At 71.8% G+C, this 23322-nt stretch carries 18 protein-coding genes; 11 read left to right on the top strand and 7 right to left on the bottom strand.

Annotation, left to right across the window (positions count from 1 at the left end; all coding sequences use genetic code 11):
- Positions 1-101 precede the first annotated feature (101 nt).
- Together OG470_RS09230 and OG470_RS09225 are read right to left on the bottom strand one after the other, a co-directional pair.
- Complete coding sequence (locus OG470_RS09230) at positions 102-1112, bottom strand: CU044_5270 family protein (RefSeq protein WP_328422689.1); 1011 nt, start codon at positions 1110-1112, stop codon at positions 102-104.
- On the bottom strand, positions 1112-1663 hold the full coding sequence (locus tag OG470_RS09225) for an RNA polymerase sigma factor (RefSeq protein ID WP_328422687.1): 552 nt from the start codon (positions 1661-1663) through the stop codon (positions 1112-1114). The genes OG470_RS09230 and OG470_RS09225 overlap by 1 nt, the downstream gene beginning before the upstream one ends.
- Positions 1664-1886: 223 nt before the next feature.
- On the opposite strand from OG470_RS09225, the gene OG470_RS09220 reads away from it, so the two are divergent.
- The gene (locus OG470_RS09220; RefSeq protein ID WP_328422685.1) at positions 1887-2567 is read left to right on the top strand and encodes a TMEM175 family protein; all 681 of its coding nucleotides are present in this window, start codon (positions 1887-1889) and stop codon (positions 2565-2567) included.
- 348 nt (positions 2568-2915) lie between these two features.
- Positions 2916-3719, top strand: a complete 804-nt coding sequence (locus OG470_RS09215; protein ID WP_328422683.1) for an HAD family hydrolase — start codon at positions 2916-2918, stop codon at positions 3717-3719.
- A 105-nt stretch (positions 3720-3824) separates the two neighbouring features.
- Here OG470_RS09215 and OG470_RS09210 read toward each other — a convergent pair whose 3' ends face one another.
- A complete protein-coding gene (locus tag OG470_RS09210) occupies positions 3825-4571 on the bottom strand; it encodes an oxidoreductase (protein WP_328422681.1) in 747 nt (248 codons plus the stop codon).
- 468 nt (positions 4572-5039) lie between these two features.
- Here OG470_RS09210 and acs point away from each other — a divergent pair, with 468 nt between their 5' ends.
- The 5 genes from acs (at position 5040) to OG470_RS09185 (ending at position 14465) form a co-directional block, all read left to right on the top strand.
- Positions 5040-7004, top strand: coding sequence for an acetate--CoA ligase (acs, locus tag OG470_RS09205; RefSeq protein WP_328422679.1), 1965 nt, complete (start codon positions 5040-5042; stop codon positions 7002-7004).
- Positions 7005-7271: 267 nt separating this feature from the next.
- Positions 7272-10067 (top strand): immune inhibitor A domain-containing protein, encoded by a 2796-nt coding sequence (locus OG470_RS09200; RefSeq protein ID WP_328422677.1) that lies wholly within the window; start codon positions 7272-7274, stop codon positions 10065-10067.
- 377 nt (positions 10068-10444) lie between these two features.
- Complete coding sequence (locus OG470_RS09195; protein ID WP_328426239.1) at positions 10445-12847, top strand: immune inhibitor A domain-containing protein; 2403 nt, start codon at positions 10445-10447, stop codon at positions 12845-12847.
- A gap of 126 nt (positions 12848-12973) precedes the next feature.
- A complete protein-coding gene (locus OG470_RS09190; protein ID WP_328422675.1) occupies positions 12974-13450 on the top strand; it encodes a hypothetical protein in 477 nt (158 codons plus the stop codon).
- Positions 13451-13532: 82 nt separating this feature from the next.
- Positions 13533-14465 (top strand): alpha/beta fold hydrolase, encoded by a 933-nt coding sequence (locus tag OG470_RS09185; RefSeq protein ID WP_328422673.1) that lies wholly within the window; start codon positions 13533-13535, stop codon positions 14463-14465.
- Between the two features lie 4 nt (positions 14466-14469).
- Here the strand turns inward: OG470_RS09185 and OG470_RS09180 are convergent, their stop codons facing one another.
- Together OG470_RS09180 and OG470_RS09175 are read right to left on the bottom strand one after the other, a co-directional pair.
- The gene (locus OG470_RS09180) at positions 14470-14835 is read right to left on the bottom strand and encodes a hypothetical protein (RefSeq protein WP_328422671.1); all 366 of its coding nucleotides are present in this window, start codon (positions 14833-14835) and stop codon (positions 14470-14472) included.
- A complete protein-coding gene (locus OG470_RS09175) occupies positions 14832-17891 on the bottom strand; it encodes an SseB family protein (protein WP_328422669.1) in 3060 nt (1019 codons plus the stop codon). Before OG470_RS09175 ends, OG470_RS09180 begins: the two co-directional genes overlap by 4 nt.
- Before the next feature lie 152 nt (positions 17892-18043).
- Between OG470_RS09175 and mycP the strand changes: the two genes are divergently transcribed.
- Positions 18044-19267, top strand: coding sequence for a type VII secretion-associated serine protease mycosin (mycP, locus tag OG470_RS09170; RefSeq protein WP_328422667.1), 1224 nt, complete (start codon positions 18044-18046; stop codon positions 19265-19267).
- 163 nt (positions 19268-19430) lie between these two features.
- On the opposite strand, the gene OG470_RS09165 is transcribed toward mycP, so the two are convergent.
- Both OG470_RS09165 and OG470_RS09160 read right to left on the bottom strand, forming a co-directional pair.
- Complete coding sequence (locus tag OG470_RS09165) at positions 19431-19724, bottom strand: WXG100 family type VII secretion target (protein WP_328422665.1); 294 nt, start codon at positions 19722-19724, stop codon at positions 19431-19433.
- A 22-nt stretch (positions 19725-19746) separates the two neighbouring features.
- Positions 19747-20067: a WXG100 family type VII secretion target gene (locus OG470_RS09160; protein WP_088986744.1), complete on the bottom strand. Its 321-nt coding sequence runs from the start codon at positions 20065-20067 to the stop codon at positions 19747-19749.
- Between the two features lie 285 nt (positions 20068-20352).
- Between OG470_RS09160 and eccE the strand changes: the two genes are divergently transcribed.
- From eccE to OG470_RS09145, 3 genes are all read left to right on the top strand, one after another.
- Positions 20353-22257 carry a type VII secretion protein EccE gene (gene eccE / locus OG470_RS09155; protein WP_442931070.1) on the top strand — a complete coding sequence of 635 codons (1905 nt, stop codon included), beginning with the start codon at positions 20353-20355 and terminating at the stop codon, positions 22255-22257.
- Positions 22258-22318: 61 nt separating this feature from the next.
- Positions 22319-22705, top strand: coding sequence for a phage holin family protein (locus OG470_RS09150; protein WP_328422659.1), 387 nt, complete (start codon positions 22319-22321; stop codon positions 22703-22705).
- A 130-nt stretch (positions 22706-22835) separates the two neighbouring features.
- The gene (locus tag OG470_RS09145; protein ID WP_328422657.1) at positions 22836-23312 is read left to right on the top strand and encodes a GNAT family N-acetyltransferase; all 477 of its coding nucleotides are present in this window, start codon (positions 22836-22838) and stop codon (positions 23310-23312) included.
- Positions 23313-23322 lie beyond the last annotated feature (10 nt).

The following is a 23322-nucleotide window of genomic DNA, read 5'->3' as shown; positions in this document are numbered from 1 at the left end:
AGACAGTTGATCTGCTACGCGCGGGGCATGTCCGACCGATGCTCCGGCTGGAATGGAAACGCGGCGGGGCCGCTCCGAGGGAGCGGCCCCGCTGCCGGCGGTCAACCGAGCCGGTCGGTCCAGGCGGTATCGAGGATCACCTTGTACGAGCTGATCCGCACGGGTGCGAGCGTCAGCCGCTCGTGGGCGAGCAGCTCGCCCGTCTGTGGGTCGAAGATCAGCAGAGACTGCGCGTCGTGCTCGCGGTCGTCGAAGGTGATCGCGGCACCCTTCCGTCCAGCGCGGTCGGTCACCTGCCCTCGCCACCGGAAGCCGGGAACCTCGGCGAGGACCCGCAGGATCTCCGCGCGGGTCTGCCGCGGCACCACGTACCGCCCGTACACCGTGCTGACCTCCTTGCTCACCGCGCCCGCGCCGTGGGCGGCCTTCAGCAGCTCGCGTAGCTGCGACCGATCAGCCTGCGGTGGCGTGAGTTCCCTGGGCGGCAGCGGAACGGTGGCGGGTGCGGGGGTGCCGGCGACCGCAGGGACCTTCCCGAGATTGCGTTGCCAGTAGTCCCGGGACTCCTGGTCGGGATACTGCGGTTCCAGTTGGATGGTGGTCTGGTTCCCGGTCCCGTCGACGGCCTGCCAGACCTTGGTCTCGTCGGCGAATGCGACGTGGTGGCGGCCGTCAGCGGAGGTCATCACCGGGTCGCCCCACAGCTTCGTGTGGTGATACATGTAGCGCCCGCTGCTGTTGTCGTACTCCGCGTCGACGAGCTTGCTGGCCAGGGCGCGCAGCTGCGGGCCGGCCGCTGGGGCGTCCGAGTCGAACTGGTACGCGACCGGCACGAGCACCGATCCGGGCGCGGCCTTCGGCACGTCCCCGGTGTCCGGGGCGACCTTGTCGAACGGCTGGAGGACCGCCACGGCGCCGGCCGCGACGGCCAACGTCCCGGCCGTCAGAACCAGCCGACGGGTCGGGCGTACGCGGCGATGACCGACGACCGGCTCGACGGCGCCGGCACGGTCGATCAGGTCGCGCGCCGAGACCGAGGATGGCGCCACGGCGGTGTCCCGGGCCGGGTCGACCGGGCCGAGGAGGGTACGGGTTCGCTCTGCTCCGAACATCACAGGTCCTCTCGAATGGTCGCCAACACCGGACGCCGGGGCCGGACGGGCTGCTCTGACATCGCTTCGGTGAGACGGCGGCGGGCACGGTGCAGACGCACCGCCACGGTGGCGCGAGCGCAGCCGAGTACCTGGGCCGCCTCGGAGACCGTCAGCTCCTCCCAGCCGATCAGCCGGAGGATCTCCTGGTCGAGGTCGCTGAGGGTGGCCAGGGCCGCCCGGACGTCGGCGACTCCCACGGTGGCGTCGGCGCCGGACGGATGCGCCACCCGCGCGAGGTCGGCGTCGGTGATCGGCAGGACGTCCGGGGCGGCGCGCCGGGACCGCCACTGGTTCGCCAGCAGGCGCCGGGCCACCCCGTACAGCCAGGGCAGGCTGCGGTCCGGCACCTCACCGCGGCGCCGCCACGCGACGACGAAGACCTCCTGGGCGAGTTCCGCCGACGCGTCCGCGTCGGCGAGTCGACGCAGTCCGTACCTGACGATGTGTGCGTACTCGGCGGCGTAGAGCCTGGTGAACCAGACCTCGTCGCGTTTCTCCGGTGGACCCACCCGAACCCCCATTGCCTCGGCGACTCTCACCCTGGCTTGTGTCGCGACCGGCCCGACGATTACCGCACGACGGCCGGTGAGCTTTCGCTCTCTCAACCTCTCAGTGCCCTGATCACAAGGCTCGGAGTATCGGGGTGACACGCCCGCCCGGCTGCACGCCCAGCTGGGTCCCGTGTCTCAGGCTTGGGCGGTGGCAGAACCTGTTCGCGGACCAGGAAGGTCAATGGCGTTCGGCGTGGAACGCAAACCGGCGCGGCTCGTCGCCTTCAGCGATGCGGTCTTCGCGATCTCCATCACCCTGCTCGTCCTGGAGATCCACCCGCCGCAGGACACCCGACACCTGGCCCACGGCCTTGCTGAGCTGTGGCCGTCCTACCTGGCTTACGCCCTCACCTTCCTTCTCATTGGGCAGGTGTGGGCCAACCACCACGTCATGTTCGACCACCTCCGTGGCGTCGACCGGGTGGTGCTGTTGCTCAACACCCTGCTGCTGATGACCATCGCGTTCCTGCCATTCGCCGCTTCCGTGCTGGCCGCCGCGTTCCGCGACGGACACGGGCAGCGCACTGCGGTCGTCTTCTACGGCATCGCGCTCGGAGTGGCAGCCTCTCTTTTTAACGCGATCTGGGAGTACGCGCGCCGTGATCATCGGCTGCTGGCCAGCACCGTCGATCCCGCAGGTGAGAGGGCGATCAGCAGGCGTTTCCGGGTCGCACCCTTCTGGATCGCCGCCGGAGTCGTGCTGGGTGCCCTACTCCCCGCCCTCGGCGTGGCCGTGATCACCGCGTTGATCCCCTTCTACTGGCTACCAATCGCGGGCGAAATGTCCAGGTCGAAGCGTGGGCGCGCCGGTCGGAGTGACGGTCGGGAGGAGCGGCCCGAAGGAGGACGGGGCGACCTGTGACCTGCCCGGCACACTCCCTGGAAAGGGACGACCCCCGTCGGGGGGAGACGGGGGTCGTCGGAGGTTCGGCTCCGGGGGGGTCGAGCCGAACCACTCAGCGGTTACGGGGGGTGCAACCGCCGAGGGTCTGTCTGTTTTCGGAGATATGAAAACTCGTCGTGCGGACAAGTCTGCCTGAGCGGACCCGTCACGTCGAGTGGTGTCGACCCCACTCAGTGCGAAAATCTCCTCGCAAAGTGTGAGCGCGGTCACGCCGAGTGGAGGTGGTGGTGCCGGCCCGCAGGTCCGAGGGGTGGCGTGACCCCGGGCACCCGCCGACGATAGACCATCCGGCTAGACTTTCGCGCCGTGGGCCGAAGTGCCGCTTTCTTCGATCTGGACAAGACCGTCATCGCCAAGTCGAGCGCCCTGGCGTTCGGTCGGCCGTTCTACCGGGACGGGCTGATCACCCGGCGTGACGTGGTCAAGTCGGCGTACGCGCAGCTGATGTTCCGGCTGGGCGGCACCGACGAGCAGACCATGGCCCGAACACGGGACTACCTGGCTGCGCTCTGCAAGGGCTGGCAGGTGGAACAGGTCCGCCAGATCGTCGCGGAGACACTGCATGAGCTCATCAACCCCTACGTGTACGCCGAGGCCGCCGCGCTGATCGAGGAGCATCAGGCGGCCGGCCGGGACGTGGTGCTGGTCTCCGCCTCCGGCGAGGAGATGGTCCGGCCGATCGGCGAGCTGCTCGGGGTGACCGACGTGATCGCCACGCGGATGACGGTGCGGGACGGCCGGTACAGCGGTGAGGTCGAGTTCTACGCGGCCGGCCCGAGCAAGGTCGAGGCGGTCGGCGAGCTGGCCGCCGCCCGGGGCTACGACCTGGCCGACTCGTACGCCTACTCCGACTCGTACAGCGACCGCCCCCTGCTGGAGTGCGTCGGGCACCCGAGCGTGGTGAACCCGGACCGGCAGCTGCGCAAGCTGGCCTCGGAGAACGCGTGGCCGGTCCTGGAGTTCCGACACCCGATCCCGCTGGGCCGTCGGCTGCGGGAGCGGCCCGCCGTCCCGGTCGCCGCGGCGGCCCTGGGGGTCGGCGTGGGCGTCGCCATCGGCATCGCCTGGTACGGCCGGCACCGTCGCACCCGCGCCGCCGCCTCCGCCTGACCTCCTCGCCACGAGGGCGATCATCAAATCGGTGGTCGCCTCAGGCAGTGTTGCGCCCGTTGTGAGGCAGCACAGCGAAATGATCGACGGCCGCAGGTGCGCAGCTCAGGCGGCGGCGAGGATCTCGTCGCCGATGGCGGTGAGCTGGTCGGCGCCGACCTCCACGGCCGCCATGTAGTGGCGCAGCCAGGATCGCAGACCATCCGGGGTGCCGGTGGCGAAGGCGCTGGCCGAGCCGACGTACTCGGGCTCCCGCTCACGGTGACCGACGTCGACGGCGAGCAGGCCGCGCGGGTCGAGGCCGCTGGCGAGCAGCACCAGGCGCGCGGCACCGCGGGCCACCACGCCGGACGGGCCGGCGAACGGGCGCAGGTTCAGCAGTTCCCCGTGGACCACGGCGGCGAGCACCAGCGGCGAGACCCTGGTGCCGCCGGCGACCAGCCCGGCCAGCCCGTCCAGCCGGGCGGCGACCACCGGGTCGGCGACCGGTCGGCCCAGTTCGTCCTCCGGCACCATGTCCCGGGCAGCGAGTACGTGCAGCTTCGCGAGGGCCTGTCGGGGGGCCTTCGGCCAGAGCTCGCTCAGCCCGGGCAGCGCCCCGGCGACCCGTAGCGCCCCCTGGAGCACCGGGTCGGTGACCGTGCCGCTCCTGACGGCTTCGCGCTCGTGGGCGTACCCCTCGAGGGCGGCGCTGGCCACCGCGGACCGGAGGCTGACCTCGGCCGCGACCTGGCCGCCGTGCCGGCGCAACGCGCGGTGCCCGAGCGCCTGGTCGAACCGCTCGCGGGCCCGCTCGACGGCGGCGGCGATGTCGGCGAGCGCGAGCAGCGGGGCGAGCGGGTCCGTGGTCACCCCGCCACGCTAGCGACCCGGCCCGACCTCTCGAGCCGCACCCGGCCGCAACGCGACCCGGGCCACCGCCCAACGCCGACCGCGCCCGCGCGGGCAGGGCAAGGTCAACACCATGTCGCCGATAACGGGGGGTTCCAACCGCCGGATACCGCGACATCCCCGACCTCGTGTCGATCAAGGCCGCACGACGCAGGCCGGCCACGCGAGCACGGCCGCACGACGCAAGCCGGCTACGCGGACCGGCCAGGCGGGCACGACCGCCCGACGCAGGCTGGCCACGCGGACCGTCCCGACGGGCACGGCCGCGCGGCGCAGCGCGGCGTGGCGCGGGCGCGGTCGCTAGGGCCGTCGGGCGCGCGGCGGGGGCCGCTCGGCGCGACGGAGCGGGCAGCCGTCGCGAGCCGGGAGCACCGCGACTACCCTCGTGCCCAGCGAGACGCAGGTCACCCGAGGACGAGGAGTCACGGCATGAGCGAGGCATTGGCCAATCTGCTGAACGAGACGCGCCAGTTCCCCCCGCCGGCCGAGCTCGCCGCGAACGCCAACGTCACCGCCGACGCCTACGCCGAGGCGGACGCCGACCGGCTCGCGTTCTGGGCGAAGCAGGCCGACCGGCTGGCCTGGTCCAAGAAGTGGGACGAGGTGCTCGACTGGTCGAACCCGCCGTTCGCGAAGTGGTTCGTCGGTGGGCAGCTCAACGTGGCGTACAACTGCCTGGACCGGCACGTCGAGGCGGGTCGGGGCGACAAGGTCGCCATCCACTGGGAGGGCGAGCCCGGCGACACCCGCACTCTCACCTACGCCGACCTGCACGAGCTGACCTGCCGGGCGGCGAACGCCCTCACCGACCTGGGTGTCACCGCCGGCGACCGGGTGGCGATCTACATGCCGATGATCCCAGAGGCGGCGGTCGCGATGCTGGCCTGCGCCCGGATCGGCGCGGCGCACAGCGTGGTCTTCGGTGGCTTCTCGGCCGACTCGCTCAGCAACCGGATCCAGGACGCCAGCGCCAAGGTGGTGATCACCGCGGACGGCGGCTACCGGCGGGGCAAGCCGTCGGCGCTGAAGCCGACCGTGGACGAGGCGGTGGCGAACTGCCCGTCGATCGAACACGTCCTGGTGGTCCGCCGCACCGGCGAGGAGGTGGCCTGGTCGTCGAAGGACCACTGGTGGCACGAGACGGTGGAGACCGCCTCAGCCGAGCACACCGCGCAGCCGTTCGACGCCGAGCACCCGCTGTTCATCCTCTACACCAGCGGCACCACGGCCCGGCCGAAGGGCATCCTGCACACCACCGGTGGGTACCTCACCCAGGCGTCGTACACGGCGAACGCGGTCTTCGACCTGAAGCCGGAGACGGACGTCTACTGGTGCACCGCCGACATCGGCTGGGTCACCGGCCACTCCTACATCGTGTACGGCCCGCTCTCCAACGGCGTCACCCAGGTGATGTACGAGGGCACCCCGGACACCCCGAACAAGGGCCGGTTCTGGGAGATCGTCGACAAGTACGGCGTCACCATCCTCTACACCGCTCCCACCCTGATCCGGACGATGATGAAGTGGGGCGACGACATCCCGGCCGGCTTCGACCTGTCCTCGCTCCGGCTGCTGGGCAGCGTCGGCGAGCCGATCAACCCGGAGGCGTGGATCTGGTACCGGCAGCACATCGGCCGGGGTGAGCTGCCCGTCGTGGACACCTGGTGGCAGACCGAGACGGGCGCCATCATGATCTCCCCGCTGCCCGGGGTGACCGCGGCCAAGCCGGGCTCGGCGATGACTCCGCTGCCGGGCATCGTGGCCGACGTGGTGGACGACCAGGGCCAGTCGGTGCCCAACGGCGGTGGTGGCTACCTGGTGCTGCGCGAGCCGTGGCCGTCGATGCTGCGCACCATCTGGGGTGACGACAACCGGTTCATCGAGACGTACTGGAGCCGGTTCGAGGGCATGTACTTCGCCGGTGACGGGGCGAAGAAGGACGACGACGGGCACATCTGGCTGCTCGGCCGGGTCGACGACGTGATGCTGGTGTCCGGGCACAACATCTCCACCACCGAGGTGGAGTCGGCGCTGGTGTCGCACCCGTCGGTGGCCGAGGCGGCGGTGGTGGGCGCCACCGACCCGACCACCGGTCAGGCGATCGTCGCGTTCGCCATTCCGCGCGGCAGCACTGACATCGCCGGCGAGGCGGGCGAGAAGCTGATCGCCGATCTGCGCAACCACGTGTCGAAGACGCTCGGCCCGATCGCCAAGCCCCGGCAGATCATGCTGGTGCCGGAGCTGCCGAAGACCCGCTCGGGCAAGATCATGCGCCGGTTGCTGCGGGACGTCGCGGAGCACCGGTCACTGGGCGACGTGACCACGTTGCAGGACTCGTCCGTGATGGAGCTGATCTCCTCCGGGATGAGCGGCACGAAGTCCGACGAGGACTGACAGCAGGCGTACACACCGGAGGGTGGCGGTCCGTGCGGACCGCCACCCTCCGTTATTTCTTACGGGTACGACCCACGCAGCCCCGCCAGTGTCACATCGGTCAGTCGGATGAGCCCGGAGAAGCTGAACGGACACAGGCAGCGGGTCGCCTCTGTCCTTTCGGCCAGTTGTGATTTAGGTTCACGCAGGTTGGGACAGTTCGACGTTCATCACATCGATGGTCGGCGCCCCAACGTCCTCCTCCCCATGCCCGAGAAACGGAGCGGCATGAACCACAAACCGCAGTCCGGGGCGCGACGACGACTACTCGTCGCGCTGCCCGCCATCGCCCTCGCGGCCACGTCACTGACCGTGACCGGCAGCGCGGCGGCCCAGTCGTCGTCCGCCACCCCCAGGGCGGTGATCGGCGCCGATGAGTACTACATCAACTACGCCGAGCCCGAAGTTCAGCCGGACACTGCCGGCCGCGAGGTCAAGGGCAAGGGTGGCGTCTACATCCCCGCCGTCGACGCCGCGCGGGCGTTCGACCAGAAGCACGCTCGGGGCAACCCGGTGACGGCCCAGCAGTTGGCGAAGATCGAGGCCAAGTCGATCAAGACCGGCAAGAACCCCCGGAAGATCAAGCAGGCGCCGACCACCCAGACGGCGAAGCTGCTGACGCTGCTGGTGGAGTTCAACGACCAGGCGAACGACGATTTCACCGGTGTGATGGTCCCGAAGACGGTGTTCGAGGACCGGACCTGTGTCCCCGGCACGGTCCAGAACGGCCCGAAGCACAACAACATCGTGAACCCGGCGACCCTGCCGCACGAGGACAACAACTCGATGTGGGTGCCGGACTTCTCGCCGGCCCACTACGACAAGATGCTCTACAGCAAGAAGGGCATCACCGAGCGGGTCCGCAAGGACCTGACGGGCCCGGACGGCAAGCGGGGCATCGACATCTCCGGCCGCACCATGCACAACATGTACCTGGAGATGTCCAAGAACGCGTACACGGTCGCGGGGCAGGCCAGCCCGTGGATCACCGTGCCGCACTCGGAGGGCTGGTACGCCGCCAACCGCTGCTTCCAGGACGCGAACGGCAACTGGGTTCCCGGCCGTGAGCAGTCGATGAACGGCCACCCGGACAACCCGGCCGGCGCGGGCCGGCTGGCCACCGACGCGATCGACTCGCTCGCCGCGAAGGACCCCAACTTCCCCTGGGCCGACTACGACATCGAGGACCAGGCCGACCGGGACGGTGACGGCAACGTCTTCGAGCCGGACGGCGTGATCGACCACCTGGTGCTCGTGCACGCCGGTCAGGGCAAGTCCCGCGGCGGCGGCGCCGAGGGTGTGTACGCCGTCTGGGCGCACTCCTCGTCGGTTGCCGGTGGCTACCGCATCCCGGGCACCAACCTCCAGGTGTCGAACTACATCGTGCAGCCGGAGGACGCCGGCGTCGGCGTCTTCGCGCACGAGTTCGGTCACGACCTCGGTCTGCCGGACCTCTACGACACCTCCGGCAACGCCGACTCCGACGTGGACTTCTGGGACCTGATGGCCTCCGGATCGCACTCGGGTGAGATCTTCCAGGCGCTGCCGACGCACATGGGTATCTGGGACAAGTGGGTGCTCGGCTGGGCCGACCCGCTCACCGTGACCCCCGGCTCCCCTGGGCGCAACGTGGAACTCGGGCAGACCTCGCGTACCCCGGTCCGCACCGAGGACGGCATCAAGATCGACCTGCCGGACAAGGTGACCACGCTGGCCACGCCGCACAGTGGCACCAAGATGTGGCACAGCAACAACGACCAGGAGTGGGCCGACGTCAAGCTGGGCCGCTCGGTCGACGTGCCGGCGGCGGCGGACGCGAAGTTCTGGATGTGGAACAACTACATCATCGAGCAGGACTGGGACTACGGCTTCGTCGAGATCTCGACGAACGGCGGCACGTCCTGGACCGAGGCGAAGGTGTACGACGAGGCCGGAACAGCGGTCACCACGCCCGACGGTTACCCGGACCCGAACGGCCGGATGAACGACTTCGGCGGCAAGAAGTACGGGCTGACCGGCAGCACCGACGGCTGGCGCCACGACTACGTCGACCTGTCGGCGTACGCCGGCACGACGATCCAGCTGCGGCTGCGTCTGGCCACCGACGAGGCGTTCGAGGAGCGCAACTGGTTCGTCGACGACTTCTCGGTCACCGGCGGCGGCGCCACCACGTGGAGCGACGACGTCGAGGGCGGCGACAACGGCTGGACGGCCACCGGCGGCACCTGGGTCGACACCACGGGCGCGGGCTGGAAGGTCAGCAGCGGCACCGAGAATCACGCGCACTACTACCTGGCCGAGTGGCGCAACTTCGACGGCTTCGACAAGGGCCTGAAGTACGCCTACGACACGATCTACTCGCATGACGCGTGGAAGGTCGACCGGATCTCGTACAACGCGCCGGGCATGCTGGTCTGGTACCGGGACACCGCGCTCGGCGACGTCAACCATGTCACCGGGCAGATGACCGCGCTGCCCAGCTATGGAGCGAAGGGCGGGTTGCTCATCGTCGACTCGCACTTCGACCCGTACCGGCGCACCGGTGAGGCGGCCGTGAAGGACCCGTCGGTGACGGACAACCTGCCCAGCCGTCCGCAGTCGGCGAACGCGGCGTTCTCGCTGAAGCCGACGTACTCCTTCACGGAGTGCCTGGAGGCGGCGGGCGAGCCGTACAGCGCGTACTGCACCAAGTTCAAGTCCCAGCCGGGCGTGAAGACCTTCACCGATGCCAAGACCTGGTACCCGGGCATCGAGATGCGGGACGGCGCAGCGTACGCGCGGGACAACGACGCCTCGGTGGTGCTCCCGTCGCGGAACAACGCGCCGTACACCACCCGGGTCACCCACCCGGACGGCAGCCCGGCGCCGGAGTTCTACGGCGTGACCCTGGGCGGCGGGGCGATCGTGCTGGGCACCGGCAACCCCGGTGATCAGGGCGTCAACTTCGGCGTCTCGCTCACCATCAAGCGGACCGCACGGGACAACTCGTCCGCCACCGTGTACGTCACCTCGGCGAGGAACTGACGCCGACAGTTCCGTCGTCCGACGGAACAACGGGCGGCCCGTCCGGAGCACCACGCTCCGGGCGGGCCGTTCCGCGTGTGGGTGCCGGAGTGCCGGACGGCGGTGTCGCATGTCCGATCACATCGATCGAAATATGTCTTTATAAAACGTGCGTGGCCGGTCCACGCTGGTCAGCGTCCCTGATGAAGCGCGGGGGTGTGACGGTGAAAAGCATTCCCAACAAATTCTTGCAACAAATCGACGTGGGCATCTTCCCACCCGTCCCAGCAGTGTCTATGTTCACCATTGGTCCCACTAGTGGGATCGATCTGTCACCGGCCTGTACCCCCGTTGGGCCGGCTCCCTCACACCGGAGGTACCACGTGCGCAAAGTCGCAGTGGGTCTGCTCGGGCTCTCACTGACGGCGACAGGCCTGGCGTTCGGCCCGTCCGCCTCGGCGGCGCCTGCGCCCAAACTGCCGGCAGCAGCTCCGTCCGCCGCCGAACCGCAGTCACTGAAGGACGAACTCCCCGACAAGCTTGAGGACAAGCGTCGCGAGCTGCGTCAGCAGGGTCTCAGCGATGTGCTGAGCGGGCGCAGCAAGCCGATCGAGCGCAACGGCAGCACGGTCGTCAAGGTCGGCAAGACGAGCGGGACGGGATCCAACGCCCGCACCTTCTCCGGCGGCCAGGAGACCAGGGACCAGTACGTCGAGCTCAAGCGTGAGCGGACCGACAAGATCTTCGTGATCCTGGCCGAGTTCGGAGACCAGCGGCACCCGTCCTACCCGGACAAGGACATGAACCCGGACATCGCCGGGCCGACGACCTTCAACGGACCACTGCACAACCAGATTCCGCAGCCCAACCGGGCCGTGGACAACTCCACCGTCTGGCAGCCGGACTTCAGTCCGGAGCACTTCCGCCAGCTGTACTTCGGCACCAACCCGGGCGACGAGTCGCTGAAGCAGTACTACGAGGCGCAGTCCTCTGGCCGGTACACCGTCAACGGCCTGGTCACCGACTGGGTCAAGGTGCAGTACAACGAGGCCCGCTACGGTCGTTCCGACGACCCGAAGGCCGACGACGACCCGACCGGCGACCCCGCCGTCTGCGGCGACAACGTCTGCTCGAACACCTGGGCACTGATCCGCGACGCCGCCAACCAGTGGGTCGCCGACCAGAAGGCCAAGGGCCGGACGGACGCCCAGATCGCCGAGGAGATGCGCTCCTACGACCAGTGGGACCGGTTCGACTTCGACGGTGACGGCGACTTCAACGAGTCGGACGGCTACATCGACCACTTCCAGATCGTCCACTCCGGCGGCGACCAGGCCGACGGTGACCCGCACCAGGGTGAGGACGCCATCTGGAGCCACCGCTGGTCGGCCTTCAACAGCTCGCCCGTCGGCCCGCCGAACTTCCCGATCGGTGGCACCCAGATCGGCAACACCGGCGTCTGGATCCGCGACTACACGATCCAGCCGGAAAACGGCGGCCGGAGCGTCTTCTACCACGAGTACGGCCACGACCTGGGCCTGCCGGACGACTACGGACCGGCGGACAACAACAACGAGCACTGGACCCTGATGGCCCAGAGCCGGCTCGGTGCCAAGAACGACGCCGGCATCGGCGACCGTGGTGGCGACCTGGGCGCGTGGAACAAGCTCCAGCTCGGCTGGCTCGACTACGAGGTGATCGTGGCGGGGCAGAAACGCACGCTGGACCTCGGGCCACAGGAGTACAACTCGGCCAAGGCACAGGCCGCCGTGGTGGTGCTGCCCCAGCGGGAGTACACCTTCAACTACGGCGCACCGTTCGAAGGCGCGAAGCAGTACTTCTCCGGTAACGACGACAACCTCAACCAGGCCATGACGAGGACGTTCGACCTCACCGGCAAATCGTCCGCCTCGATGTCCCTCAAGGGCAAGTACGCCATCGAGGAGGGGTACGACTACCTCTACTTCGAGGCGTCCACCGATGGCGGGCAGACCTGGAGTGACCTGGACGGCACCGTCAACGGCCAGCCGATCGGCGTCGACGGCGCCAACCGCCCGGCCCTCGACGGCAGCAGCAACGGCGCGTGGGCGGACATCAACATCCCGCTCACCTCGCTCGCCGGCAAGGTCGCTCAGGTCCGCCTGCACTACGTCACCGACGGTGGCGTTGCCGAGGGCGGCTTCTTCGGCGACGCGATCACCGTGACGGCCGACGGCCAGACGGTGCTCAGTGACGGTGCCGAGACCGACGCCGGCTGGGCGCTCGACGGCTGGGAGGTCGTCGGCGCGACGTACACCCGCCTGTTCGACAACTACTACATCGCCGGCAACCGGTCGTACGTCTCGTACGACAAGTACCTGAAGACCGGCCCGTACTTCTTCGGCTACGCGAACACCCGCCCGGACTGGGTGGACCACTACGCGTACCAGGAGGGCCTGCTCATCTCGTACTGGAACACCCGCTGGCCCGACAACAACACGGTCGCCCACCCGGGTGAGGGTCGGAACCTGTACATCGACGCGCACCCGCGCCCGATCTACAACCTCACCGGCGCGCCGTGGCGTGCCCGCGTCCAGGTCTACGACGCACCGTTCAGCCTCAAGAAGGCCGACTCGTTCACCCTGCACCTCAACAGCCAGCCGCAGTACATCCGCGGCCAGGCTGCGGAGCCGCTGTTCGACGACACCAAGAAGTACTTCTACGAGGAGCTGCCGAACCACGGCGTCAAGCTCCCCGCAGCCGGTGTCAAGATCAAGGTTCAGGAGCAGGACGGCACCTCGATGAAGATCCGTATCTCCTAGTTCCTTCAGCAGTAAACGGCAGCGGCGCCCGGGACTCCCCGGGCGCCGTTGCCGTTTCCGCTGCCGTCGTCGCGTGAGCTCCACGGCCCTCCGGAACCGGGGCGCCTCGACCAGCGTCGAAGAAGCGTGCCCACAGCCTCCCGTGCCCTGCTCCTGCTCATCCCGCTGCTGACGATGGTCGCGTGCGCCAGCACCGGGGACGGCGGTACGCCACCCGAGGACCGACCCGCCCCGACCACCACCCTGCCGAGCGCACCCCCGACGCCATCGCTCGACCCGAGCAGCCCGCCCGCACCGGCCGCCACCGCATCGCGAGCCCGGCCTCCGCTGTCCGCCACCGAGCCGCCGACGATGCGCCCGCCCGTCGCCAAACCGAGCCCGCCCAGCGACCTGCGGCAGAACGACCTGGTCAGCGGCACCGTCACCCGGGGCGGCACCGGCCCCTGCTACGGGCTCGTCGCCGAGGACGGAACCGAGTACGCGCTGCACGGTCCGGACGCCGGCGAGCTGCGGACGGGGAGCTTCGTGACGCTACGGATCGCCGCCGCGCGAGCCCGCATCAGCTGCGGGCCGGGCCTCCCGATGAGCATCGTGTCGCGGTGAGCCGTCGTACTGCGCCCGGCTGAGCAGCGGACACGGCGGACGGCAAGGACCGCGCCCTGCGCCAGGGTCCTAGGCTGGGCGCATGACCGACCAGCGCGGCGAAGCCGTCGACGAGTCCTGCGTCCTCACCGAGGGGCCGTGGACCCACCGCTTCGTCGGAGCCAACGGCACCCAGTTCCACGTGGTCGAGGCCGGCACCGGACCCATGGTGCTCTTCCTGCACGGCTTCCCCGAGCACTGGTGGGCGTGGCACGACATGCTGCCGGCGGTCGCCGACGCCGGTTTCCGCGCGGTCGCTGTCGACCTGCGCGGCTACGGCGCCAGCGACAAACCACCCCGGGGGTACGACGGCTACACGCTCGCCGCCGACATCGCCGGGTTGATCCGCGCGCTCGGCGAGCGGTCGGCGACGCTGGTCGGCAGCGGTGTCGGCGGCATGGTCGCGTGGACGGTGGCCTCGTTCCACCCGTCCCTGGTCCGCCGGCTGGTGGTGCTGGGTGCCCCGCACCCGCTGCGGCTGCGCGCCGCCATCTTCGCCGACCCGCGCGGGCAGTTCGCCGCCTCCACCCCGGCGCTGAAGTTCCAGCTTCCCCGCTACGAGCACGTGCTGACCCGGGACGGCGCCGCGCCCGTGGCGGAGATCCTGCGCCGCTGGGGCGGGCCACGCTGGGTGGCCGGGCCGGACTTCGAGGCGTACGCCGAGCGGAGCCGGGAGGCGATGCGCATCCCGCAGGCCGCGTTCTGTGCGCTGGAGGGGTACCGCTGGGCGTTCCGTTCGGTGCTACGGCTGCACGGCTACCGGTTCGTCCGGCTGATGCAGAAGCCGCTGGTCACCCCAACCCTCCAGCTGCACGGGGCGCTGGACGTCGCCTCCCTGCCGCGTACCGCACTGGGCTCCGGCCGGTACGTCGTCGCCCCGTACGAGTGGCGGCTGCTCGACGGGGTGGGGCACTTCCCGCACCTGGAGGCACCGGAGCTGGTGCTCGGCGAGATCCTGCGGTGGGCCAAGTCCTGAACGGTCAGACCCGCTGCTCCCGCAGGTCGGTGACCTCGGCGGCCGGCGCCCAGCCCTGGTAGACGCCGAAGTCGAACACCTCCAGCCGCATGGCCTGGGCCACCGGCCAGCGGCCGCCGGTGTACTCCACCCGCAGCCAGGCGTCGTGCTCGCCGAGCACGATGAACGGCTGCCCCTGCCAGGTGCAGGTGGTCCGCACGTACGCCAGGTCCTCGACCTCGCTCGCCGGCAGCACCCGCACGTACCGGCCGGCGCGGACCTCCTCGAAGCCCTCAGCAGGCTCTGGTTGGTACAGCCGGATGTCATCGCCGTCCGGGCTGGCCTGGTACTCCCGGCCCTGCCAACGGGCCACGTAGCCGTCCCGCATCACGCCTCACCGACCTGTCGCCACACGACCGCGTCCGTGTCGAGCACCGCGACCACCCGCTCGGTGCCGTCCACGCCGATCCGCCAGAGCTGCGCACCATGTGGCAGCCGCGCGCTGTCCACCTTGAACTCCGCCACCACGTCGCTGCTCTCGCCCGGGGCGAAGCCGTTGCCCCGGAACGGCGCGCGTTCGATGACCCAGCCCTCCATGGCCCGCATCGCCGGCTCGTTCTGACCGCCGTACGGGATCCGGTAGAGGCTCGGCCGGTGCGCCGGCCAGCGCAGCACGTAGATCTCCTCGGCGTCCCGAGCGAACGGCGAATCCGGGTAGCTGAGGCCGAGCGCGTCGTGCAACTGAGCCGGCGTGGTCAGGTGGGCCAACTCGCCGGCCCGGTGCACGAAACCGGAGACCCGGTCGTACCCCCGCTCCAGGTAGTACGCGAGCTGGCTGGGCGCGATCGCCTTCTGCATCACGGTTGGTCGGGCCGGGTCGACGGCCGCCGGGGCGTACCGGGGGCGGGCGGCGGGCTCCGCCACGACCGGCGTCTCCGCCGCGTCCACCTCCAGGTCGTCGCCGAGCCCCACCTCCGCGGCCCAGTTGGCCAACGCGACGATCTGCTCGCCGGGCAGCTTGGCCCCGACCGGAGTGCCCGGGTTGACGGCGAACGACCAGTCCTCGTCCGGCCAGCGCCGGATCAGTTGGGCGAACTTCACCCGGACCGTGTCGACGTCGCCCTCGGCGTGGTCGGCGAGGCGCTCCGGGGAGGTGTAGACCACCACGTACGTCTCGCCGTCCAACTGCTCGGTGCGCCAGACGAAACCCGGGTCGCCGGGGCGGCTGCCCCGCACCGAATCCGGGGCGGCCGGCAGCAGGACCCGGGCCAGCAGCAGCGTGGACAGGAACGTGTCCGTGCTGCCGGCACCGGCCGCGCCGAGCAGGTCCTCCTCGACCGTGTTGGCGGGCAGGAACTCGACCGGTGCCCGCCCGTGCTGCTCGCCGCCGTCCGGGACCGTGCGCTCCGCACTGTCGTCGGCGTCGGGCCGCGCCGGCTCCGCCCCGCTGCCCGTCCGAGGTCGCGGCGCCTGCCCGCCGACATCGTCGGCGACCCGATCCGCGCCGTCCACGCCGACCGGTGGTCCGGCGAGGTCGGCGCGATCTTCGCCGTCCTGCCCGCCGACGCGGTCGTCAACGCGCACGCCACCCCAGCCACCGTCCGCCGGGCCGCCGCCCACACCGGCCTCCGACGGGCCGAACAGGCCCAGCCCCGAGGATCCCGGACCGGACGACGCCGGACCGAACTGGTCCGGGCCGGAAGTGGGCGGGGCTGTGGGCTCCGGACCGAACTGGCCCAGTCCGGTGGACGGCGGGGCTGTGGGCTCCGGGACGGACGCCGCCGAGCCGAACGGGCCCGGACCGGTGGACGGCGGGGCTGTGGGCTCCGGGGCGAACGCTGCCGGACCGAACTGGCCCGGACTGGACGAGGGCGCGGCGGCGGACTGCGGACCGGACCGCCAGGCGGCGTCGGCCGGGCCCTCGGCCTCGGCCGGGTCGGGGAGGTCACGGGACTCGATGATGGTGCCCTCGATGACGATGGGCGTGAAGCCGCGGCGCGGCGCGGGCGGGCCGGAGACTGGTTCCGCGATGGACGCTGGCAGCTCCTCCCCCGGCTCGAACCGGCCCGAATCGCCCGTTCGGCGGCGCGGAATCGCCTGGGTCTCGTCCGCCGAGGGATCGGTTCGCCCGAGTCGGGTCAGCGGCACCTCGCCGGTGGGTCGACCGGGCACCCGGAAGGCACGGGTGGGCTCCTCGGCCAGCGGACCGGACCGGCGGGGTGGCAGTGGCTGGGTGGGTTCGTCGTCGGGTGCCGGCGCTCGTACCCCCCGGGACGCGCCAGGGTCGACGGCCGGGGGCCGCAGCGGCCGGGTGGCGTCCGGATCCGGCATCGGGAAGGCCCGGGTCGCGTTCTCGCCGCCCGGCCCGTCCGCGGGGCGGCGGCGCGGGAAGGGCTGGCTGCCCGGCCCGAACCGGGACGGCGGAACCGCGCGGTCGCCGGACCGGCCCTCGCCCGAGGCCGGGCCGGTGGTCCGGCCCCGGCCGGACGCCGGTTCGAAGAAGGAGCGTCGGCCGCTCTCGGCGCTGCTGTTGCCAGCGGCTGGGCCGTTGCTGGGGGCTGGACCGTTGCCGGCGGCCGGGCCGTTGACGTCGGCACCCGGCCGCTTCGGCGGCGGCCAGCCCGCACCGGCACCGGTTTGCTCGGTGGGGGCGACATTGGGGCGGTCGGCAGGCGCCAGCGGCGTGAACCGGGACGCGGCCGACCGGGACACGCCGGGTATTGCGTCGCCCGGCCTGCCGGGTCGGGGCGGGCCGGTCGGGTACCGCTGACCAGCGGCGGGCATGTCTTCCCCGCCAGATCGGCGCGTCAGCTCACCTGGGCCGGGCGTCCGGGACGACGTGCCCGGTGCGACCGGGCCGCCCACCCGGGGCACCGCGCCCCGCGCTGGCGAGGGCAGCCCGGACGGGGTCGCCGCCGGGTCAAACCCGGACGACGTCGACCCGGTGTCGGGCGACGCACCCGTGGCGTTCGTGCCGTCCCGACCGGACCCACCGGTCCGGGACCGGGACAGGGTCTCGGCCCGCTCCAGGCGGGCGCGGGCGCCCATGGCGCGGCCGGGCAGCCGGACGTCGCCCCGGGAGAGCTGGGCGACGAACCAGGGCGGTAGGTACCCCTCGACGGGCAACCCCGGGTTGACCGCGAGCCACCACTCCTGGTTGGGCCAGCCGACCGCGAGATCCGTGAACGGGACGCGTCGGTTGCTGCCGGGGTGATCGCCGAGGCAGGCCCGCAGCGCGGCGGCGGAGGTGAAGGCCAGCACGTGGGTCCGGCCGCCGGTGGTCCAGGTGCCCCAGCCGGATGGTGCCTGACCGGGCAGCGCAGGGGCGGCGACCGGCAACAACAGATCGGTGCGGGACAGAAGCCGGAAGTAGAGCTCCTGGTCGTTGGCGCGCAGCGCGTCCCGCATCGCCACCTCGGCCTCCGTGGCCGGCTCCCATTCGGTCACGGCCACCTCTCCTTCCGAGAACGGGCCACAGGTATCGCGTACAACCTACAAGGTGGTACCAAGATCACAATTGCTGGCCGGCGGCGGTCCGCCTGCGCGTCGATGAGGCGATAACATCCCGTTCCGGAGCCGACACGATACGGAGGCCGTCGATGTCCCGGTCGATTGCGCGCCCGGTCCTTGCAGGTCTGACGGCCACACTGCTGACCGGCACGGCCGCCCCGGCCGTCGCCGCCGACGTCGCGCTCCGGGTGGCACCGGCCTGCGCGACCCCACTCGCCCCCGTCCGGCCGGTCACGGCGCTGCCCTGGCCGCAGCAGCGGTACGACCCAGCGCGGCTCGCGCCGCTGGCCACCGGAGCCGGGGTGACGGTGGCGGTGGTCGACTCCGGGGTCGACCGGGTGCATCCCCAACTGGCCGGGCAGGTGCTGGCCGGTACCGACCTGCTCGACCCCGGCGGGGACGGCGGCCGGGACTGCGCCGGGCACGGCACCGGTGTGGCGAGCATCATCGCGGCGGCACCCCAACCGGGCGTCGCCTTCCACGGCCTGGCACCGGGTGCCCGGATCCTGCCGGTGCGGGTGAGTGAGCAGCAGGTGGTGCAGGGGCGGGAGTCGGGGCGCACGGTCAGCGCCAGCGAGTTTGCCCGAGCCATTCGCTGGGCCGTCGACCACGACGCCGACGTGCTGAACCTCTCCGTGGTGCTGTACGCCGACGACCCGGAGGTCCACTCCGCCGTGCGGTACGCGGTCGACCGGAACGTGGTGCTGGTGGCCGCCGCCGGCAACCTGCACGACAACGGGGACCCGCGCCCGTTCCCCGCCGCGTACGACGGGGTGCTCGGGGTGGGAGCGATCGGGGCGGGCGGTGGGCGGGCGACCTTCTCGCAGGCCGGTCCGTACGTCGACCTGGTCGCACCCGGCAGCGAGGTGCTGGCCGCCGCGCCCGGTCAGGGCCACCACCAGGTCGAGGGGACCAGCTACGCGGCGCCGTTCGTGGCTGCCACCGCGGCGCTGCTGCGCCAGTACCGGCCCGAGTTGACCGCCGCCCAGGTGGCGGAGCGGATCGTCGCCACCGCCGATCCGGCACCCGGCGCGGGTCATGGCGGCGGGTACGGCGCTGGTGTGCTGAACCCCTACCGGGCGGTCACCGAGACCGGCGGTGCCCGGCCGGCCGGCCCTCGGGCAGTCGCGGCGCTCGCCGACGACCGGGTCGACCCGGCGCTGGTCGCTCGCCAGGCTCGTCGGGCGACTGCCCGGGACCGGGCGCTGCTGGTCGGTGCCGTGATCGGCACGACGGCGGTTGCCGTGGTGCTGCTCGCCCTGGTGCTGCCCCGAGGTGCGCGCCGGCGGTGGCGCCCGGCCGACCCGGCCTGAACCCGCCAGCCCGCCGCCCCGCTCCGCGGCCCGATCTGAACCCACCAGCCCGCCGCCCCGCTCCGCGGCCCGATCTGAACCCACCAGCCCGCCGCCCCGCTCCGCGACCAGGCGCGGCCGGGGCGCCGACCCGGACACGGTCAGCGCTCCCGGGCCACCGGAATCACTGGAACAGCCCGGTGTTCTTCTTCTCGGTGTCCAGATAGTCGGTGGCGGAGTCGCCCACCGCCAGCCTGATGTCGCGCAGCATCGCCTGGAGGTCCTGTGAGGCGGAGCGCCACCGCGCCTGGCGCTGCTCATACGCCTGCCGGGCCTCGCCCGTCCAGCTCGCCACCAGCGGGGCGGCGTCCCGTTCGAGTTGGCCGAGCTGCGAGTCGAGCGTGTTCAGCGCCTTCTGGATGTCCGCGCCGGCCTGCTGAAGCGCGGCGAAGTTGACGACCAGCACACCGTGGTCCATCGGATCTCCCTCTCGAGCGGGATCAGAGCGGCAGCTGGATGCCGCCGCGGTTGGTGCCGGCCACCCGGCTGGCCGCCTCGTCGTCCGAGACGTCGTACTGCCGGCCGGCGGTGCGGATCGCACCGGCGGTCTCCCGCAGCGCCCGGTGCAGCGCCGCCTGGTCCTGCGACCACTGCTGCTTGACCTGCTCGAACGACCGCCCGCCAGCGCCGCGCCAGGCCTGCTGCAACACCTCTAGCTCGGCCAGCAGGCCGGTCAGCATGGACTGCAACGACTGGTCCACCTGCTCGAACTTCGCGGCGGTCTGCTGCATGACCGCGGCTTCTGCCTGGGTTTGGGACACCCGGACGTCACCTCATCTCCTCGATCGTGACTGGCCGTCGACGCGCCCACCCTGGGGACGCGCCGCTCGCGTGGCCCGGTCGTCGAGCATGGTGGACGCGGGTCAGCGATGAACTTCGTGGCTGACGGTAGCGGCCCGGTAGCGGTTCTGCTACCCCCCGCATCTCCCCTGTGGACAACCACGAGAGCCATCGGTCGCTTACGATGTGCCGCAGCCACGTCGCGGCGCGTGACGGACCGTCGGAGCGGCCGGCCGCCCTGCACGGTCCACTGTCGAGGAGGTGCGGTGCCGGCGATCACCACCGGAGGACCGCAGCCGGCGATCCCCGCCGGGCCCAGGCCAGGCATTGTCCCGCCGGCGCCCGGGCCGAGCGGGCTCACCGAAACCGGCCCGGGTCTTCCCGTCCAGGACGCACCTCACCGACCGCCGCCCCGCACCCGCTGGGCCTCGCTCGGCCGACGCGCGGGGGCCGGGGTGCGCGCCGGCCAACTGGTCACCGGGCAGGTCGCGGTGGCGCTCGTCCTCGCCGCCCTGGGCCGGGGCGCCCTGGCCACCGTCGCGGCCCTGCTGGCAGCGGCGCTACTGGTGGCGACCGCCTGGGTCCGGGTCCGGGGCCGTTGGCTCTTCGAGTGGCTGGGCACCGCCGTCGGGCACCTGACCCGTCGCCGGGCGCTGGCCGCGCCGGCCGGCCCGACCGAGTTGCTCGACCTGGTCGCCCCGGGTGCCGTGGTCCGCTCGACGGAGCTGCCCGGCGGGCCGGCCGCGGTGCTGGAGGACACCACCGGCCTGGTGGCGCTCCTCGAGCTCGGCGACCCCGGTGACCTGCTCGGCGATGCGTCCCGGGCGATCCCGGCGCCGTCCGCGCTGCTGCCCCCGCCCGGGCCGGAGGTACCGCCGCTGCGGATCCAACTGCTGCTCGCCGGGACACCGGCACCCGTTCCGGCGGCGGGCGGCACGGTCGGCACGTCGTACCGACAGCTCACCGACGGTCGGCTCGTCGGGCGGGAGCGGGCCGTACTGGCGGTCCGGGTGCTACGGGTCGACGGCTGGTCGGAGGAGGATCTGCGCCGGGTGCTCGCCGGCACGCTGCGCCGGCTCGTCCGCCGGCTCGGGCCGCTGACCGCGCGGCCGCTCGGCGTACCCGCGGCGCTCCGCGTCCTGGGCGAGCTGGCCCACCACGACGGCCATCCGGTGCGGGAGTCCTGGCCGGTGCTCCGGTCCGGCGCACTGCTCCAGGCCACCTTCCGGCTGATCCACTGGCCGGACGTCCACAGTGCGGGTGCGCGGCGGCTGGTGGCACGGCTGCTCGCGCTGCCGGCGACCGCGACGACCGTGTCGCTCTGCGCGGGCCCGCCTTCGGCCACCGGGGTGCCGACCGAGCTGACCGTACGCCTGGCCGCCGGGACGGCGACGGAGCTGACCGCGGCCGCCGAGGCGCTGAACCGGCTGGTGACCGGCCTGGGCGGGCAGGTCCGCCGGCTCGACGGCGCGCACCTCGACGGGCTGGCCGGCACGCTGCCGCTCGCGCTCGCCGCCACCGGGGCGCAGCCACGACCGGCGGTGGATGGCTGGGAGCTGACCCTGGGTGAGGCCGGGATGATGGTCGGCACCAACCGGCACGGCGGTGCGGTCACCGTGCGGCTGTTCCGACCGGAGAGCACCCGCGTGCTGCTGGTGGGCGGGGTACGCGCCGCTCAGCTGGTGGCGCTGCGCGCGATGGCACTGGGGGCCCTGGTGGTGGTGCAGACCGCGCGCCCGCGCGCCTGGGAGCCGTTCGTCCGGGGCGTGGGCGCGCCCGGCGGGACGATCCCGCTGATTCCGCCGGGTCGCCCGGTCGCCGACGGAGTGGGCACCGCGCTGCGGCCGTTGCTGTTGGTGGTCGACGCGGGACCGGTGCCGGCCGAGGCCGAGCCGGGCCCGCCGTGGCGGGCCACCCTGGTGGTCCGGGACGAATTGACCCCGGCGGACGTCGACACGCTCAGCCGGGCCGACCTGGCGGTGCTGCAACCGCTGGACGCCGCCGAGGCAGCCCTGGCCGGTGCCGCGCTGGGGCTGGGCGGCTCAGCCGAGTGGCTGACCCGGATCCGGGACGACATGGTGGCCGTGGTGAACCGGCGAGCACTGCGGTGGGCGCTGCTCTCCCCCACCCCGATCGAGTCGCAGCTGATTGGGCGGCCGGCGCGCGGCTGAGCCGAACGGATCGTCAACTGGCGGGTTACGCCGGTGGCCGGTCCGTGGCACGATCCCCGCCATGGGTTTTCTGAAAGGGCTGCTGATTCGGCTGGCCACCACGGCGCTGGCCTTCTGGCTGGCCACACTGCTCATTCCAGGCATCATTCTGGAGTCGACCTCCGCGGTCGAGACGGTCACCACGCTGGTCCTGGTGGCGGCGATCTTCGGCGTGGTCAACGCGGTGCTCCAGCCGATCATCAAGACCGTCGGCTGTGGCTTCTACCTGCTGACCCTGGGTCTCATCGCGCTGGTGGTCAACGGCCTGCTGTTCCTGCTCACCAGCTGGATCGCCGACCAGGCCGGGCTGGGGTTCTCGGTGGACGGCTTCTGGCCGGCCGCCGTGCTGGGTGCCCTCTTCGTGAGCATCGTGACCTGGATCCTCGGCGCGGTCCTCGACCGCGACTGACCGGCGACCGCCCCGCACCGACCCGGGCCGTCCGGGGCCCCGGCCACGACCGGAGCCCCGGGCGGTCTGGTGACCACGGATCGGGAATTGGCGTGCGCGGGGACCGCTCGGGTCGGCTAGCCTCGCCGGCGTGTTCTCGCTGACCCGCGCCGACGGCCACCTGCTCAGCACCGACCCCGCCCGACTCGAGCTGGAGCGGGTGCACCGCTGGCTGTCCACCGACGCGTACTGGGCGCTGGGGCGGGACCGGGAGACAGTCGCCCGGGCGTTCGCCGGCTCGCTGCCGTTCGGCGTCTACCGACCTGGGGACGGCCGCCAGGTGGCGGTGGCCCGGGCGGTCACCGACGGCGCCACCTTCGCCTGGCTCTGCGACGTGTACGTGGACCGCTCCGCCCGGGGCAACGGGTTGGGCGGCTGGCTGGCTGGCACGGTCCGCGACCACCTGGCCGAGTTGGGCGTACGCCGGATTCTGCTGGCCACCAACGACGCGCACGAGGTGTACGCGCGAGTGGGCTTCACGCCGTTGGACACCCCGGAGCGGTGGATGCATCTCGATCGGCGGCCAGCGGTGACGCCGGTCACCGGAAAGGAACAAGACGGCAGTTGACCCCTTACGG

Origin of the sequence: Micromonospora sp. NBC_00389, from assembly GCF_036059255.1 — a bacterium.
Taxonomy (GTDB): domain Bacteria; phylum Actinomycetota; class Actinomycetes; order Mycobacteriales; family Micromonosporaceae; genus Micromonospora.
Note: the sequence above shows the minus strand (reverse complement) of the source record. Positions and strands in the feature narration are given on the sequence as shown.